The sequence below is a fragment of the Microbacterium sp. NPDC086615 genome (assembly GCF_040686055.1).
Lineage (GTDB): Bacteria > Actinomycetota > Actinomycetes > Actinomycetales > Microbacteriaceae > Microbacterium.
Genome location: NZ_JBFBJJ010000002.1, coordinates 40684 through 55334 on the forward strand (window position 1 = coordinate 40684; position 14651 = coordinate 55334).

Below are 14651 nucleotides of genomic sequence, written 5' to 3' on the forward strand. Positions count from 1 at the left end.
GGTACCCACTTTCTGGTTAGGTACTCACATGAGCGTGAGTCTTGCGGAAATCCGCGCGGAGCATCCCGAGGTTTTTGCCGATGGGTGTCCGACGCGCACGGTGCTCGACCATGTCATGGGCAAGTGGGGCATCCTCGTGCTCATGGCTCTGTCCGACGGCACGCAGCGCTGGGGCGTTCTGCGGCGGAACGTGTCGGGGATCAGCGAAAAGATGCTCGCGAGCACCCTCAAGACCTTCGAGGCCGACGGGCTCGTCGTGCGCACCGCTTATCCCGAGGTCCCGCCGCGGGTGGAGTACGGACTGACCGACCGCGGCCGCGACCTCATGACGTTCGTCCTCCCCCTCCTGGGGTGGGTGGCCGAGAACGCTCCGGCCATCGTGGCCCGACCGGAGTGACCGTGCTCTCGATCCCCTCCCGACTCATGCGCGAGAGCCTGTCGTTCCGGACGAAACGCCGGGCGCCGTTCCTGCAGGTGGCGAAGTCCGCGATCGCCACTGTCGCCGCGTGGCTCGTCGCGGGGTGGCTGGTCCAGGGGCCGCCGCCGATCTTCGCCGCGATCGCCGCGCTGCTCGTCGTCCAACCCAGCATCAATCAGTCACTCACGCGCGCCGTCGAACGCAGCGTCGGCGTGGTCGTCGGTGTCGTGATCGCCTCGCTCCTGGGCATTGCGCTCGGCAGCCCCACCTGGGTGATCCTCCTCTCGGCCGGCGTGGCGCTGGTGATCGCCTGGGCTCTGCGCATGTCGCCCGGAGCGACCAATCAGGTCGCGATCAGCGCGATCCTCGTGCTCGCGCTGGGGACGGCGACGCCCAACTACGCCCTCGACCGCGTGCTCGAGACGCTGATCGGTGCGCTGGTCGGCATCGTCGTGAATGTCGCGCTGGTCCCCCCGGTGCTCGTGCCGCCCGCCCGCGAGAAGCTCGAGGTCCTGGGGAGGGAGCTCGCGGAGGCCCTGGAGCGACTCGCGAGAGCACTCGAGACACCGCAGACGCCGGCATCCCTGGAAGAGCTCCTTCTCGAGGCACGTCTGCTGCGCCCCGTCCGGGATGCCGCGGCCACCGCCATCGAGGACGGCGCCGACTCGCTCTCGCTCAACCCGCGTAGCGGTCGCCACCGGAAGGATCTGAGGGCGATGCAGGATCTCCTCGACCGATTCACGCCCGTCGTGACGCAGACGATCGGCATGACCCGGGCCGTCTACGACGGCTACGACGAGACGATCGCCGAGGAACCCTCGGTCCGCGCCATCGCCGAGCAGCTGCATCGCGCGGCGCACGACGTCCGTCGCTCCTTCGCGGTCGACACGGGCGCCGACCTTCCGATCGCCGCCGAGGAGCCGGCCCTCACCCGACCGCTGCAGATCCGCGCGCCCTCGGCCTCGCACTGGGTTCTGGTGGGGTCGCTCCTCATGGACCTGCACCGCGTGCACGAGACGCTCCGCGACGACGAAACCTGATCGGCGAGTTCGCCGCCGGCGACCCCAACGCTCTCGAGCCCTGGTTGACTGGGGCGATGGGTACCGCGATGTTCCCTCTCGGGGCCGTCCTCTTTCCGCACACTCCCTTGGCGTTGCGGATCTTCGAGGAGCGCTACCTCGTCATGCTCGGCCGACTCCTCGACGAGTCCGACCCGGCGTTCGGCGTGGTGCTCATCGAGCGCGGCACCGAGACCGGCGGCGGCGACCAGCGATTCGCGATCGGCACCATGGCGCGTCTGAGCCACGTCCTCCCCGAAGCCGACCAGCTCCAGATCGTCGCCCGCGGCACCGAACGCTTCGAGATCGTCGCGTGGCTCGACGATGACCCCTACCCGCGCGCCGACCTCCGCCCCCTCCCCGACCTCGAGTGGAACGACGCCCTCACCCCCCTGCTCGACGAGGCCGAGCGCATCGTGCGGCGCGTGCTCGGGCGGGCGGCCCAGTTCGGCGGGAGCCGGTGGGATCCCGAGGTCGAACTGTCCGAGGAGCCGCTCGAGCGGACATGGCAGCTCGCGGCGATCGCTCCCCTGGGTGAGCTCGACCAGATCGAGCTGCTGCGCTCCGCCACCGCGGGAGGCCTGCTCCGCGCCACGATCGACCTCACGCTCGCCGCGGAACCATTGCTGAGCGAGCCCATCCCCGACGGCGTCATCGTGATCGACGACGACACCGACGGGGAAGAGGACTGAGGACCGACCGCTACTTCGTGCCGGCCTCGGTGTCGGCGGAGGGATCCTTGACGATCGCCTCCGCGATGAGCGTGTCGCCCGCACCGAACCGGATGAAGCGACCGATGGTCGCGGACTGCACGAGGACGGCCGCGGCGACCGCGGCGACATCCGCACGCCCGACCTCGGCGGACCCCTGCGGCGCCGTGGTGATGCGTCCGGTGGGCGGGTCGAGCGTCAGCGTGCCGGGGCCGAGGATCGTCCAATCCAGATCGCTCGCGCGCAGGTAGTCGTCCGCGGCGAGCTTGGCGTCGGCGTAGGCGAAGAACGCGTCGTCGGGCGAGATGCCGTGATCGGGCACGGAGCCAATCCACGACACCATGACGAAACGCCGGACTCCGGCCGCACCTGCCGCGTCGACCGCCCGCTGCGCGGCATCCCGATCGACCGCGTAGGTCCGGTCGGCGTCGCCGCCCCCGGCACCCGCCGACCAGACGATCGCGTCGGCTCCGGCGAAGGCCTTCGCGAGGGCCTCGACATCGGCGTCCTCGACGTCGAGGACGAGAGGCGTTCCGCCCGCCTTCTCGACATCCGCCGATTGGTCGGGATTGCGGATGATGGACACCGCTTCGTCTCCGCGCTCGGACAGGAGCCCCGCCAGGTGCAGGGCGACCTTGCCGTGGCCGCCGATGATCACGATGCGTTCCATGTCACTGTCCTCCGACCTTCTCGACCGACATCTTCAGGATCACGCGATTCGCCTTGTCGGCCGGTGCCTGCTGTTCCGGATTGCCGTAGCGCTGGCCGAGCCGCACGTAGAAGAGGCCTTCCGGGTCGGCTTCCTCGTCGACCAGACGGCCGCGCACCTCGATGTATCGGTACGGCTCCGCGGGGTCATAGACCATGAAGCTCATCGAGGGATTTCTCTGCAGGTTGCGGTACTTCTGCCGTGTCACCGTGTGCGTGAACAGGATGTGCTCGCCGTCGAACTCGAACCACATCGGGTTCACCTGCACCGTGCCGTCGGGGCGGACCGTGCCGAGCGCGCCGTAGTACGGCCCCTCGAGCAGGTCGCGCAATCTTTCCGGGATCATGCGGCTCCTCTCATCGAGCGATCGGGTCGACCCTACGCGTGGCCTCCGACACGCCGCCGCGGGGTTGACGGCCTCATGTCACGTCGCCGTCCACGTACACCCACCGCCCACCTCGGCGGACGAACCGGCTGCGCTCGGACATCACCTGCCGTTCGGTGCCGCGGCGCCACGCCGCGTGGAACACGACGACGGCGGTGTCGTCGCGCTCGTCCGCTTCGTCGATCGAGAGCCCCTCCCAGACGGTGTCGCCGTCCAGCTCGAGGTCGTCGGGACGGGTTCGCGGATGCCACGACCGCACGAGATGCGTGAGGTCACCGACGACGTAGGCGGTGTAGCGGGAGCGCATCAGTCGCTCCGCCGACGGTGCCACCGCCCCGTCGAGGATCGGGCCGCAGCACCGGCCGAACTCACCTCCCCCGCACGGGCAGGCCGAGGTCGATGACGGGCGCACGCGAGGGGAGCCGAACGACATCCCGCCACTCTAGGTCGAGTCGGCGCACCGACTTTGCGCAGCGGTCGCCGCGACTCCCGCGGCCTTCATACGATGGAGTGGGGAGGCGACATGACGAATCACACCACCACCGGTGGGCGCCCGCCGTTCGCCGCGTACGGTCCGGCGTCCGCCGGTTACGGTCCGAGCGCTCCCGCTATCGCGCCTCCCGTTGCTGTCCCCTCCGCCGCCGGCGCACCCGCCGCGTGGCCCGGCCCGGCCGTTCTCGCGCGTGGCTCCGCCTCGACCACGGGTCCCGGCGGAGCACGGCCTCCGCGGCGCGGACTCGGCATCGCCGCCCTCGTGATCGCGTGCGTGGGAACGATCGCCGCGTTCACGGCCTCGCCGCTCGCCTGGCTGCTGCTGGTCACCGCGCTCGTGCTCGCGATCGTGCACCTGGCGCGCCGCGGCGGCGCCCGCGTGCCCGCGGTGATCGCGATCGTGATCGTCGGCTTCGGCGTCTTCATCGCCCTGATCGCCGCGGTCGTGTCCGGTTTCACCTCCGCGGGCTCGGGTGTCGACTCCGCTCCCGATCCCGAGACCGACACGTACACGCTCGCGCAGCGGCTTTCCCTCCCGCCCGGCCGCGGATCCGAGTCCGAACTGGCGTGGGGCACGGCCCAGACCGTCATCGACTCCGACACCGGCGACGACGTGTGGTCGATTCGCACCCTCGCGCCGATCGACATCACCTCCGAGACGGCCACCGCCAGTCCCGCTCCGTTCTCGGCATCCGGTTCACTCGTCGCGACCCCGGTCGAGATCACCAACCTCACCGATGAGACCATCGACTCCGACGCGTGGCAGCTGCGGTTCTCGACGAGCTACCGCCTCTCCGACGGCACCTACGCGGACGCGGCCTACGACCCGGCGGTGACCGACCTATATCCCAGCCGGTACGACATCACCGACGTCGCTCCCGGCGCCACCGTCACCTTCTACGTCGTTCACGACGGCTCCATCGCCGAGGCCGACGAGGGCAGCGTCGAGGTCGGGCTCTACTCCGGTGACATCATCACGTGGACGGCGACCGGCGGCTGAGGCCACCCCGTGTCAGGATGAACGCCGTGACCGATCGCCTGATGCTCCTCGACACCGCGTCCCTGTACTTCCGCGCGTTCTACGGGGTACCCGACAAGGTCCGCGCCTCCGACGGCACTTCGGTCAACGCGGTGCGGGGACTTCTCGACATGATCGCGAAGCTCGTCACGACCTATCGCCCCACCCGCGTCGTGGCGTGCTGGGACGACGACTGGCGACCCGCGTGGCGCGTCGACCTCCTCCCGAGCTACAAGGCGCACCGTGTCGTCGAGGCGGTCGCCTCGGGTCCCGATCGAGAAGAGGCTCCCGACCCTCTCGTCGCCCAGATCCCCCTCATCCGCGAAGCGCTCGCCGTTCTCGGCATCCCCGTGGTGGGAGCGGCCGAGCACGAGGCCGACGACGTCATCGGCACGCTCGCGACCATCGCCGAGGTGCCGGTCGACATCGTGACCGGCGACCGCGACCTCTTCCAGCTCATCGACGACGAGCGCGACGTGCGCATCGTCTACACCGCTCGCGGCATGAGCAACCTCGAGGTCGTCGACGACGCCGCGGTGTTCGCCAAGTACGGCATCCACGCGGCCCAGTACGCCGACTTCGCGGTCCTGCGCGGCGACCCCTCGGACGGGCTGCCCGGCGTCGCCGGCATCGGCGAGAAGTCGGCCGCGGCCCTGCTGACCGCGCACACCGACCTCGCGGGCATCGTCGCGGCCGCCGAGGCCGGCACGGGCGGGACGCCGGCGCAGCGCGCCAAGATCCTCGCCGCGGCCGACTACCTGGCCGTGGCACCCACGGTGGTGCGCGTCGTACGCGACCTCGACCTCGGGGTCATCGACGACGCCCTTCGCCCGCGCGACGACGACCGCACCGCAGCCGCCGAGGCCCTCGCCGAGCGGTGGAACCTCGGCTCGTCGATGACGCGCGCCCTGGCCGCCCTCCCCCGGTGACATCGCCCCGCACATCACGCAGCCACGCCGGAACGCGACCCCCGCAGACGAACGCGGGGACCGCGCTCCTGTACGGCGGTCATGTTCGGGCGCGCATCGCGGCGGTCATCGTGTGCGGTCGAGCCACGACCGCAGCCGCTCGAGCGACCACGTCGTGACGATGCGATCATGTGGAACGCCCGCGGCCTCCGCGCGCGCCGCACCGTAGTCGAGCAGAGACAACTGCCCGGGCGCGTGGGCGTCCGAGTCGATCGAGAACAGGCACCCCTCATCGAGGGCGATCGCGATCAACTCATCGGGCGGATCCTGCCGCTCCGGACGCGAGTTGATCTCGACCGCCACGCCCGACGCCGCACACGCGGCGAAGACGGCGCGAGCGTCGAAGTCGGATGGCGGGCGGGTCCCCCGCGCCCCCTCCACGAGACGCCCCGTCACATGCCCCAGCACGTCGACGCGGGGATCGCTCGCCGCCGCGACGAGCCGACGCGTCATGGGCTCGCGCTCCATGCGGAGCTTGGAATGAGCGGATGCCACGACCACATCGAGCTCGCGCAGAAGAGCATCCTCCTGGTCGAGGTCACCGTCGTCGAGGATGTCGACCTCGATGCCCGAAAGCAGCGTGAATCCCCCGCCGCTCATGCCCCGCACGACCTCGAGCTGTCGGCGTAGTCGCTCGGGAGACAGCCCGTTCGCGACGGTCAGGCGCGGCGAGTGGTCGGTCAGGGCCAGGTACTCGTGTCCGAGCGCGCGACCCGCCTCCACCATCGCCTCGATCGGGGTCACCCCGTCCGACCACTCGCTGTGGCTGTGCAGATCGCCGCGCAGCGCGGCTCGGAGTTCTTCACCGCCGACGGCACCCGCGGTCGCCCGCAGCGCGGCGAGGCGTTCGGGAACCTCCCCGGCCAGAGCCTGCTGGATCACCGCGAACGTCGAGTCGCCGATCCCGGGCCTCCGCCGGAGCCCCGGGTCGCGCAGCTCCGCGTCACTGAGGCCGTCGATCGCCGCCGCCGCCGTCCGGAACGCCTTCGACTTGTACCGCGACGCACGCTCCCTCTCGAGCAGGTACGCGATCTCGTTCAGCGCGTCCAGCGGCCGCATGCGTTACTCCGCGAGTTCCCGCGTCGTCGAGATCCAGGCCTCGAGCTTCGCGGACGCCCGCCCGTCGTCGATCGCCGCGGCGGCATCCGCCATCGCCTCGGCCAGACGCTCGAGGATCGGACGTTGCACCTGCGCGGCATCCTGGAACAACCGGTACGACACGAGTCCGGCCGCGGCGTTCAGCAGGACGATGTCGCGCACCGCCCCGGTCTCGCCGGCGAGCGTGCGCCGCACGACCTCGGCGTTGTGATCGGGCGATCCGCCGAGCAGGGCATCGATCTCGACGAGCGGGATGCCGAGATCCCGAGGATCCAGATCGTGCTCGTGGACATCGCCTCGGCTGATCTCCCAGAGCCGGCTGTGTCCGGTGGTCGTCAGCTCGTCGAGACCGTCGTCGCCGCGGAACACGAGCGCCGTCGCCCCGCGTGTGCGGAAGACGCCGGTGATGAGCGGGACCCGATCGAGGTGGGCGACGCCGACCGCGTTCGCCTCCGCACGGGCCGGGTTGCACAGCGGGCCGAGGAAGTTGAACACCGTCGGCACTCCGAGCTCCGACCGGGTCGGCCCCGCGTGACGGAATCCGGGATGGAACGCCGCGGCGAACGCGAAGGTGATCCCCGTGCGATCGAGGGTCTCGGCGACGTGGGCCGGATCGAGAGTGAGAGCGATACCGAGCGACGACAGGACGTCGGAGGATCCGGATGCCGAGCTCGCGGCGCGATTGCCGTGCTTGACCACGGGGACTCCGGATGCCGCCGCCACCACCGCCGCCATCGTCGAGACGTTGACGGTGCCGAAGCGGTCTCCGCCGGTCCCCACGATGTCGAGGACTTCGGCGCGCACCGGGAGCGGCACAGCCGCCTCGAGGATGGCGTCGCGGAAGCCCACGATCTCTTCGACCGTCTCGCCCTTGGCGCGCAACGCAATGAGGAACCCGGCGAGCTGCGACGGGGTCGCCTCGCCCGCCATGACACGCCGCATGGCCCACGTGGATTCCGACACGCTGAGGTCGCGCCCGTCGAGGAGAGACGTGAGGACATCGGGCCAGGAGAAGCGTTCCGCCATGCCATGATCCTTCCACACCGCCCTGCCGCTCTCCGAGCCGCGAGAGACGCGGCAGAAGTCCCACTACACCGGGGATTCCCCGTGGATTCTTAGGTTTCCCTAAGTCTCGACCGTGGAATATCTCCAGCTCGAGATGGGAATATCGGCCCGTCGGATCGCGCATAATGGGATGGTGACGACCTCAGCGACGTATTCCCAGGCCGTGCGTGCCGTGAAGCGGCCCGACCCGGTCGCGGTGGGCACCATCGTGTGGCTGGGCAGCGAGGTCATGTTCTTCGCCGGCCTCTTCGCCATCTACTTCACTCTGCGCAGCACCTCCGCGTCCCTCTGGGCGCAGGAGACCGAGCTGCTCAACGTCCCCTTCGCGACCGTCAACACGATCATCCTCGTGCTGTCGTCGGTCACGTGCCAGATGGGCGTGTTCGCTGCCGAGCGGTACCAGCCGTACCGCACCGGCAAGCCGTTCCGCTTCGTTCAGTGGGGAATGGTGGAGTGGTTCTACCTCACGTTCATCCTCGGCGCCGTCTTCGTGTCGGGCCAGGTGTGGGAGTACGCGACGCTGGTTGCCGAAGGCATGCCCATCAGCGCCAACCCCTACGCGTCGGCCTTCTACCTGACCACCGGCTTCCACGCCCTGCACGTGACGGGCGGGCTCATCGCCTTCCTCCTCGTCATCGGCCGTGCCTACGCCGTAAAGAACTTCGGGCGCAAAGAGATGACCACCTCGATCGTCGTGTCCTACTACTGGCACTTCGTCGACGTCGTCTGGATCGCCCTGTTCTTCGTCATCTACTTCCTGAAGTAAGAGAGCAGTACCTCACATGGCACGAGAGAAGAAGCCGCGTCGCGCCTCCGGGCGCCGCAGTCCCCTGGCCGCCGCCGCGCTGATCGGCATCGGCCTCCTCCTCACCGGTGGCGTGTACGCCGGTGCGTCCGCCGCGATGGCCGCGACCGACACCCCGACGAGCAGCGCCTCCTCCGCGACCGCGGTCGAAGAGGGCAAGAAGCTCTTCCAGGCGAACTGCGCGACCTGCCACGGCCTCGATCTCGAGGGCAGCCAGCAGGGTCCCTCCCTGTTCGGCGTCGGCGAGCTGTCGGTGCACTTCCAGGTGTCCACCGGACGCATGCCGCTTCAGGCCCAGGGCCCGCAGGCCCCGCAGAAGCCCGTGCAGTTCACCGAAGAGCAGATCGACGCGATCGCCGCCTTCGTGCAGTCGTCGGCCCCCGGCCCGACCTACCCGAGCGCCGACATCACCGACGGCGAGGGCGACCTCTCCCACGGTGCCGAGCTGTTCCGCATCAACTGCGCGATGTGCCACAACGTCGCCGGCGCCGGCGGTGCGCTGACCGAAGGCAAGTGGGCCCCGGATCTGCACACCGTCACGCCCGTCAACATGTACGCGGCCATGGTCACCGGCCCGCAGAACATGCCGGTCTTCAACGACCTCAACCTCACCCCCGAAGACAAGCGCGACGTCATCTCGTACCTGATGTTCCTTCAGAAGTCCGAGTCCCCCGGCGGATTCTCGCTCGGTTCGCTCGGTCCGGTCTCCGAGGGTCTGTTCATCTGGATCTTCGGAATCGGGGCGCTCATCGCGCTCACCGTGTGGATCACGGCCAAGTCCAACTGACCGTCGTCATCGACATTACGTAAACGCACGAGGAGCACCATGGCACACGAGGAAGACGCACTCGAGCACGAGAGGGCTTCATGGAAGCCCTCCGCCGGGCTCGCCGTCGCGGTTCCCGACCCCGTGGAGAACCCGGGTCTTCCCGGACACCGCCACCGCATGACCGATCAAGACCCGCAGGCGATGAAGCGGGCGGTCCGCACGGTCTACACGCTGTTCTACTTCTCGGTCGCCGCGAGCATCTGGGCGAGCATCGCCTACATGATCTTCCCGATCGAGTCGGGCGCGCTGATCGACATCCGGTACAACAACCTCTTCATCGGACTCGGCATCGGCTTCGCCCTGCTGTCGATCGGTATCGGCACCATTCACTGGGGCAAGTCGGTCATGTCCGACAAGGAGTACATCGAGGACCGCCACGCCACGCGCGGCCGCGACGAGACCCGCGAGGGTGCCGTCAACGTCTTCGTCGAGGCGAACGAGGACTCCGGCTTCGGTCGCCGCGAGATCATCCGCAACTCGCTGTTCGCCGCTCTCGCCGCCTCGATCATCCCGGGTATCACCCTGTTCCGTGGTCTCGCACCTCAGGACGAAGATCCGGTGAAGCTCCTCAGCCACACCATGTGGAAGGAGGGCTCGCGCCTGTCGCACGACCCCTCCGGTCGGCCGATCCGCGCAGCCGACGTCACGCTCGGCTCCGCCTTCCACGTGATCCCGGAAGAGCTTGCGGGCCTCGGCCACGACGAGGGCTATCTCGAAGAGAAGGCCAAGGCCATCGTGCTGCTGATGCGTCTGCAGCCCGAGCAGCTGAACCCCGAGACCAACAAGATGGACTGGACGTACGACGGCATCGTCGCGTACTCGAAGGTCTGCACGCACGTCGGCTGCCCCGTGGCGCTCTACGAGCAGCAGACCCACCACCTCCTGTGCCCTTGCCACCAGTCGCAGTTCGACGTCGCCAACGGTGCGGCCGTCATCTTCGGCCCGGCCGCCCGTCCCCTGCCGCAGCTCCCCATCACCGTCGACGCCGAGGGTTACCTCGTCGCGAAGAGTGACTTCCACGAGCCCGTCGGCCCCAGCTTCTGGGAGCGCAAATGAGCATCGGTACTCATCCCACCGAGAACGTCACGACCGAACCCGCCGTCTCCTCCGGCCCGCAGCCGGGGGGACGCGACGGTAAGCCGCTCGGCGGCCGTTTCGTCGGCGCTGCGGCGAACTACCTCGACGAGCGCACGAGCATGTCGGGCATCGTCAAAGAGCTCGGTCGCAAGATCTTCCCCGACCACTGGTCCTTCATGCTGGGCGAGATCGCCCTGTGGAGCTTCGTGGTCGTGCTGCTGTCCGGCACCTTCCTGACGTTCTTCTTCCAGGCGTCGATGGTCGAGACGCACTACAACGGCGCCTACGAGCCCATGCGCGGTATCGCGATGTCCGCGGCGATGGAGTCCGCGCTGCACATCTCGTTCGACCTGCGCGGTGGACTCCTGGTCCGTCAGATCCACCACTGGGCCGCCCTTGTCTTCGTGGCCGGCATCGGCGTGCACATGCTGCGCGTCTTCTTCACCGGCGCGTTCCGCAAGCCGCGCGAGCTCAACTGGGTCGTCGGCTTCATCCTCTTCATCCTCGCGATGGCCGAGGGCTTCACGGGCTACTCCCTCCCCGACGACCTGCTCTCGGGTAACGGCCTCCGCATCATCGACGGCATGATCAAGGGCCTGCCGATCATCGGCACCTGGACCTCGTTCCTGCTGTTCGGCGGCGAATTCCCCGGCACCGCGATCGTCGGCCGCCTGTACACGCTGCACATCCTGCTGCTGCCGGCCATCCTGGTCGCGCTGCTCGCGGTGCACCTCATGCTGATGATCATCAACAAGCACACGCAGTTCGCCGGCCCCGCCCGCTCGAACAGCAACGTCGTGGGCTACCCGATGCTCCCGGTGTACGCGTCGAAGATGGGTGGATTCTTCTTCATCACGTTCGGTGTGATCGTCCTGATCGCCGCGCTCGTGACGATCAACCCGATCTGGAACTACGGCCCGTACGACCCCTCTCCCGTCTCGGCCGGTACACAGCCCGACTGGTACATCGGCTTCGCGGACGGCATGCTGCGCCTCATCCCGCCGCACCTCGAGTTCGTGCTCTGGGACCACACCTGGTCGTGGAACATCATCATCCCCGTCGGCGTGCTGGGACTGTTCATCGTCCTCGTGCTCGTCTACCCCTTCATCGAGGCGTGGATCACCGGCGACACCCGCGAGCACCACATCGCACAGCGCCCCCGCAACGCGGCGACACGTACGGCCATCGGCGCCGCTGGGGTCACGTTCTACGCGGTCATGTGGGCGGCAGCTTCGTCCGACATCATGGCCACGCACTTCCACCTCACGATGGAAGGCGTCATCCACGCGCTCCAAGCGCTGCTCATCCTCGGCCCGATCCTGGCCTACTTCGTCACCAAGCGCATGTGCATCGCTCTGCAGAAGAAGGACCGCGAGATCGCGCTGCACGGGTACGAGTCGGGTCGCATCGTCCGTCTCCCCGGCGGCGAGTACATCGAGGTCCACCAGCCCGTCGACGAGTACGAGCGCTGGAAGCTGATCGACAACGAGACCTACGAGCCGCTCGTGGTCCGGCCCAACGACAAGGGCGAGATCCCCTGGTACTCGAACTTCCGTGCCGGCGTCTCGCGCTGGTTCTTCGAGGACCGTCTCGCTCCGCTGACGCAGGCCGAGGTCGACGCGGCGGTGGCACACCAGCACCACGAGCTCGACCACATCGACCACGAAGAGGCCGACGAGATCGCAGGTGCGAACGCCCGGGCCGACGAGGATGGTCGTCCGCACATGGCGATCGGTGAGCGCGCCGAAGTCGAGCTCCCCGCTCCGAAGGGTCTCGAGGAGAAGAACCGCCCTCACGACGACAAGAGCGAGTAATCTCCCCCGCGAAACCCCGGTGCTTCGGCACCGGGGTTTCGTCGTTTCTCTGGCAGACAGGCTCCCTTCGGCGCTGCGTACGAGCGTCTGACGCACCTCGGAGGACCGAGGCGCTGCCCGCGGGTGAGCGCAATGGCAGGATGCCATGGGTGAGTGGCATCCCACCCCTCTCGGCGTGCGGGCCCGCCGTCGTACCGTGTGCGTATGACCAGCATCCAGGAGTATTTCGCCGCCCGGCTCGCCGCGGAGACCGACCCCTCCGACGTATACGCGGCGCAGAAGGCCGGAGATCGTTTCGTCCTCGTCGACGTCCGCGGCGAGGATGCATGGCGGCAGGGACGCGTCACCGGGGCCGTGCACCTCCCCTACCGCGACATCGCCGACCGCGCGCCCTCGGAGATCCCGCTCGACATGCCCGTCGTCGTGTACTGCTGGAGCCCCGGATGCAACGCGGGCCAGAAGGGGGCGCTCGCGTTCGCGTCACTCGGCTACACCGTTCGCGAGATGATCGGGGGCTACGAGTACTGGGTCCGCGAGGGCCAGCCCTTCGAGAACGACGAGGGGCCCTGCGAGCGGGTGTTCGATCCCACAGTCATGGTCGTACGCGCGAACTGAGCGGCGCGAGCCGTGTGGCAGCCCGCGCCGTCCTGAGCATCGACGAGCCCGTCCGGGGGCCGCGTGCCCCACTCCCCCGGCTCGCCGCGCCGAGACTGCATGCGGCTGACGAATCTGTAGCAGCGCGCACGGGAGTTGCCGGCGAGATGCCGTCTCGGGAAACGCCCAGCCCAGCGTCGTAACCCCGACATCAGGATGCCGAGCGGCCCAGCCTCTTCCGAACCCTCGACGCTGGCACCGCGGAGGACCGTCTGGCGCGGCCATGGGCCGCGAGGAATGGCCATCGATGACCTCGGAAGAGTCGGCGGTCGAGCACGAGACGGGGCTCTGCCGCGCGAAGTGTCAAGCTCTCCAGCACGCCCAGCAGCTCAGATCTCAGGCCGTCTCGACGTCCTCGGCGAACCACCGCGCCGCAGACCCCGAGAACACCGGCTCGCTCGCAATGGGCTGCTCGTCATCGACGACATCGCAGACGACGACCGTCACGTTGTCGCGCGTTCCCGCCTCGAGCGCGAGCGCCACGGCGGCTGCTGCTGCGGAGCGCGGATCAGCCGCCTCCGCGATCAGACGCGCGACATCGGCCTCGGGGACGTAGTCAGTGAGGCCGTCGCTGCAGAGAACCCAGCGATCTCCGACCACCGGCGGCCGCTCGGCGACCGATACGACGTCACCCTCGGCTCCACCCAGCGAGGCGGTGATGATGTTGCGGCGAGGATGAGCGGCTGCCGCCTCGGGTGGGATGATCCCGTGGTCGACCAACGCCTGCACGTAGGAGTCGTCGCGCGTCTCACGTGTGAACTCACCGTCGCGCAACAGGTAGGCGCGGGAATCACCGGTGTGGGCGAGGAGGAGCTGACCATCGGCACCAAGGAACAAGCCGGTGAAGGTCGTCGCCATGCCGCGCAGCGCCGGGTCGCGTTCGACGTGAGCGCGGATGTCCCAGTTCGCCTCGCGTATCCGTACGAGGAGCCCGTCCGCGTCGATCGCGCTTCCCCGCGTCGCCACTAGGCGATGGATGAGCGCCGCCGAGGCGAGGTCGCCCGAAGGGCCACCGCCGACTCCGTCAGCAACCGCCGCACCCCAGGACGCCACGAACGCGGCGTCCTGGTTGGTGGGGCGGTGGGCGCCGGGGTCGGAGACGGCGGCGGTGTTCAGCCGAAGGGGCACAGGATCAGCGAGCGAAGTACCCGCGGTAGTACTCGTACACCCAGCCGACGATGGCGACAGCGAACACGAGGAAACCGATCGGCACGAGCCAGCTGCCGACGGCAAGACCGATGACGGCGATGGCTGCCGATGCAGCGAGAACGATGGGCCACCACGACCAGGGGCTGAACTCGCCCAGCTCGGGGTCACCGTCGTCAATGTCGGCGGTCAGGGTGTCTTCTGGCAACTCACCGTTCTGCGCCTTGAGAACGCGACCGATGTAGAACGCGACCATCGACGACATGAGGCCGAGGAAGACGAGCGCGACAGTTCCGACCCACTCGACGCCGCCGTGCTGAATGAGGCTCCAAGCGGTGTAGACCGCGGCGATGAAGAATCCGAAGCCCGCGAGGAGCCACCAGAGTCCGACATTGGTACGCATCG

17 protein-coding genes are annotated in these 14651 nt (G+C 68.8%); 10 read left to right on the plus strand and 7 right to left on the minus strand.

Annotation, left to right across the window (positions count from 1 at the left end; all coding sequences use genetic code 11):
- The first annotated feature begins 28 nt into the window (after positions 1-28).
- The 3 genes from AB0O24_RS02485 to AB0O24_RS02495 are packed head-to-tail and all read left to right on the plus strand — an operon-like array spanning position 29 to position 2168.
- The gene (locus AB0O24_RS02485) at positions 29-397 is read left to right on the plus strand and encodes a helix-turn-helix domain-containing protein (protein WP_275796986.1); all 369 of its coding nucleotides are present in this window, start codon (positions 29-31) and stop codon (positions 395-397) included.
- Positions 394-1458, plus strand: a complete 1065-nt coding sequence (locus AB0O24_RS02490; RefSeq protein ID WP_363372315.1) for an FUSC family protein — start codon at positions 394-396, stop codon at positions 1456-1458. The genes AB0O24_RS02485 and AB0O24_RS02490 overlap by 4 nt, the downstream gene beginning before the upstream one ends.
- Before the next feature lie 56 nt (positions 1459-1514).
- Entirely contained in the window at positions 1515-2168 is a 654-nt protein-coding gene (locus AB0O24_RS02495) for an LON peptidase substrate-binding domain-containing protein (protein ID WP_275796984.1), read from the plus strand.
- A 10-nt stretch (positions 2169-2178) separates the two neighbouring features.
- On the opposite strand, the gene AB0O24_RS02500 is transcribed toward AB0O24_RS02495, so the two are convergent.
- The 3 genes from AB0O24_RS02500 to AB0O24_RS02510 all read right to left on the minus strand — a co-directional run bounded on the left by AB0O24_RS02500 (position 2179) and on the right by AB0O24_RS02510 (position 3713).
- A complete protein-coding gene (locus AB0O24_RS02500) occupies positions 2179-2856 on the minus strand; it encodes an NAD(P)H-binding protein (protein WP_363372318.1) in 678 nt (225 codons plus the stop codon).
- Between the two features lies 1 nt (position 2857).
- Positions 2858-3241 carry a PPOX class F420-dependent oxidoreductase gene (locus tag AB0O24_RS02505; RefSeq protein ID WP_275796980.1) on the minus strand — a complete coding sequence of 128 codons (384 nt, stop codon included), beginning with the start codon at positions 3239-3241 and terminating at the stop codon, positions 2858-2860.
- 73 nt (positions 3242-3314) lie between these two features.
- The gene (locus AB0O24_RS02510; RefSeq protein ID WP_275796978.1) at positions 3315-3713 is read right to left on the minus strand and encodes a YchJ family metal-binding protein; all 399 of its coding nucleotides are present in this window, start codon (positions 3711-3713) and stop codon (positions 3315-3317) included.
- A gap of 90 nt (positions 3714-3803) precedes the next feature.
- On the opposite strand from AB0O24_RS02510, the gene AB0O24_RS02515 reads away from it, so the two are divergent.
- Both AB0O24_RS02515 and AB0O24_RS02520 read left to right on the plus strand, forming a co-directional pair.
- Positions 3804-4772 carry a hypothetical protein gene (locus tag AB0O24_RS02515; protein ID WP_363372323.1) on the plus strand — a complete coding sequence of 323 codons (969 nt, stop codon included), beginning with the start codon at positions 3804-3806 and terminating at the stop codon, positions 4770-4772.
- Between the two features lie 26 nt (positions 4773-4798).
- Entirely contained in the window at positions 4799-5719 is a 921-nt protein-coding gene (locus AB0O24_RS02520) for a 5'-3' exonuclease (RefSeq protein WP_363372325.1), read from the plus strand.
- A gap of 105 nt (positions 5720-5824) precedes the next feature.
- On the opposite strand, the gene AB0O24_RS02525 is transcribed toward AB0O24_RS02520, so the two are convergent.
- The gene (locus tag AB0O24_RS02525) at positions 5825-6817 is read right to left on the minus strand and encodes a PHP domain-containing protein (protein WP_363372328.1); all 993 of its coding nucleotides are present in this window, start codon (positions 6815-6817) and stop codon (positions 5825-5827) included.
- Between the two features lie 3 nt (positions 6818-6820).
- The gene (trpD, locus tag AB0O24_RS02530) at positions 6821-7882 is read right to left on the minus strand and encodes an anthranilate phosphoribosyltransferase (RefSeq protein WP_058595113.1); all 1062 of its coding nucleotides are present in this window, start codon (positions 7880-7882) and stop codon (positions 6821-6823) included.
- Positions 7883-8051: 169 nt separating this feature from the next.
- On the opposite strand from trpD, the gene AB0O24_RS02535 reads away from it, so the two are divergent.
- The 5 genes from AB0O24_RS02535 (at position 8052) to AB0O24_RS02555 (ending at position 13061) form a co-directional block, all read left to right on the plus strand.
- Positions 8052-8687 (plus strand): heme-copper oxidase subunit III, encoded by a 636-nt coding sequence (locus AB0O24_RS02535; RefSeq protein ID WP_275796969.1) that lies wholly within the window; start codon positions 8052-8054, stop codon positions 8685-8687.
- Positions 8688-8703: 16 nt separating this feature from the next.
- The gene (locus AB0O24_RS02540; protein WP_058595114.1) at positions 8704-9513 is read left to right on the plus strand and encodes a cytochrome c; all 810 of its coding nucleotides are present in this window, start codon (positions 8704-8706) and stop codon (positions 9511-9513) included.
- Positions 9514-9552: 39 nt separating this feature from the next.
- On the plus strand, positions 9553-10611 hold the full coding sequence (locus tag AB0O24_RS02545; RefSeq protein WP_275796966.1) for a Rieske 2Fe-2S domain-containing protein: 1059 nt from the start codon (positions 9553-9555) through the stop codon (positions 10609-10611).
- Entirely contained in the window at positions 10608-12446 is a 1839-nt protein-coding gene (locus tag AB0O24_RS02550) for a cytochrome bc complex cytochrome b subunit (protein ID WP_363372331.1), read from the plus strand. The genes AB0O24_RS02545 and AB0O24_RS02550 overlap by 4 nt, the downstream gene beginning before the upstream one ends.
- A gap of 204 nt (positions 12447-12650) precedes the next feature.
- Positions 12651-13061 carry a rhodanese-like domain-containing protein gene (locus tag AB0O24_RS02555; RefSeq protein WP_363372334.1) on the plus strand — a complete coding sequence of 137 codons (411 nt, stop codon included), beginning with the start codon at positions 12651-12653 and terminating at the stop codon, positions 13059-13061.
- A gap of 375 nt (positions 13062-13436) precedes the next feature.
- Here the strand turns inward: AB0O24_RS02555 and AB0O24_RS02560 are convergent, their stop codons facing one another.
- Both AB0O24_RS02560 and AB0O24_RS02565 read right to left on the minus strand, forming a co-directional pair.
- The gene (locus AB0O24_RS02560) at positions 13437-14228 is read right to left on the minus strand and encodes a protein phosphatase 2C domain-containing protein (protein WP_275796960.1); all 792 of its coding nucleotides are present in this window, start codon (positions 14226-14228) and stop codon (positions 13437-13439) included.
- A gap of 4 nt (positions 14229-14232) precedes the next feature.
- Positions 14233-14649, minus strand: coding sequence for a cytochrome c oxidase subunit 4 (locus AB0O24_RS02565; RefSeq protein ID WP_275796958.1), 417 nt, complete (start codon positions 14647-14649; stop codon positions 14233-14235).
- Positions 14650-14651 lie beyond the last annotated feature (2 nt).

Bases quoted from the DNA above. Each gene is read 5' to 3' on its own strand.
- AB0O24_RS02485 (WP_275796986.1), top strand. From the start codon at position 29: ATGAGCGTGAGTCTTGCGGAAATCCGCGCGGAGCATCCCGAGGTTTTT.
- AB0O24_RS02495 (WP_275796984.1), top strand. From the start codon at position 1,515: ATGGGTACCGCGATGTTCCCTCTCGGGGCCGTCCTCTTTCCGCACACT.
- AB0O24_RS02500 (WP_363372318.1), bottom strand. From the start codon at position 2,856: ATGGAACGCATCGTGATCATCGGCGGCCACGGCAAGGTCGCCCTGCAC.
- AB0O24_RS02505 (WP_275796980.1), bottom strand. From the start codon at position 3,241: ATGATCCCGGAAAGATTGCGCGACCTGCTCGAGGGGCCGTACTACGGC.
- AB0O24_RS02510 (WP_275796978.1), bottom strand. From the start codon at position 3,713: ATGTCGTTCGGCTCCCCTCGCGTGCGCCCGTCATCGACCTCGGCCTGC.
- AB0O24_RS02515 (WP_363372323.1), top strand. From the start codon at position 3,804: ATGACGAATCACACCACCACCGGTGGGCGCCCGCCGTTCGCCGCGTAC.
- AB0O24_RS02525 (WP_363372328.1), bottom strand. From the start codon at position 6,817: ATGCGGCCGCTGGACGCGCTGAACGAGATCGCGTACCTGCTCGAGAGG.
- trpD (WP_058595113.1), bottom strand. From the start codon at position 7,882: ATGGCGGAACGCTTCTCCTGGCCCGATGTCCTCACGTCTCTCCTCGAC.
- AB0O24_RS02535 (WP_275796969.1), top strand. From the start codon at position 8,052: ATGGTGACGACCTCAGCGACGTATTCCCAGGCCGTGCGTGCCGTGAAG.
- AB0O24_RS02540 (WP_058595114.1), top strand. From the start codon at position 8,704: ATGGCACGAGAGAAGAAGCCGCGTCGCGCCTCCGGGCGCCGCAGTCCC.
- AB0O24_RS02545 (WP_275796966.1), top strand. From the start codon at position 9,553: ATGGCACACGAGGAAGACGCACTCGAGCACGAGAGGGCTTCATGGAAG.
- AB0O24_RS02550 (WP_363372331.1), top strand. From the start codon at position 10,608: ATGAGCATCGGTACTCATCCCACCGAGAACGTCACGACCGAACCCGCC.
- AB0O24_RS02555 (WP_363372334.1), top strand. From the start codon at position 12,651: ATGACCAGCATCCAGGAGTATTTCGCCGCCCGGCTCGCCGCGGAGACC.
- AB0O24_RS02565 (WP_275796958.1), bottom strand. From the start codon at position 14,649: ATGCGTACCAATGTCGGACTCTGGTGGCTCCTCGCGGGCTTCGGATTC.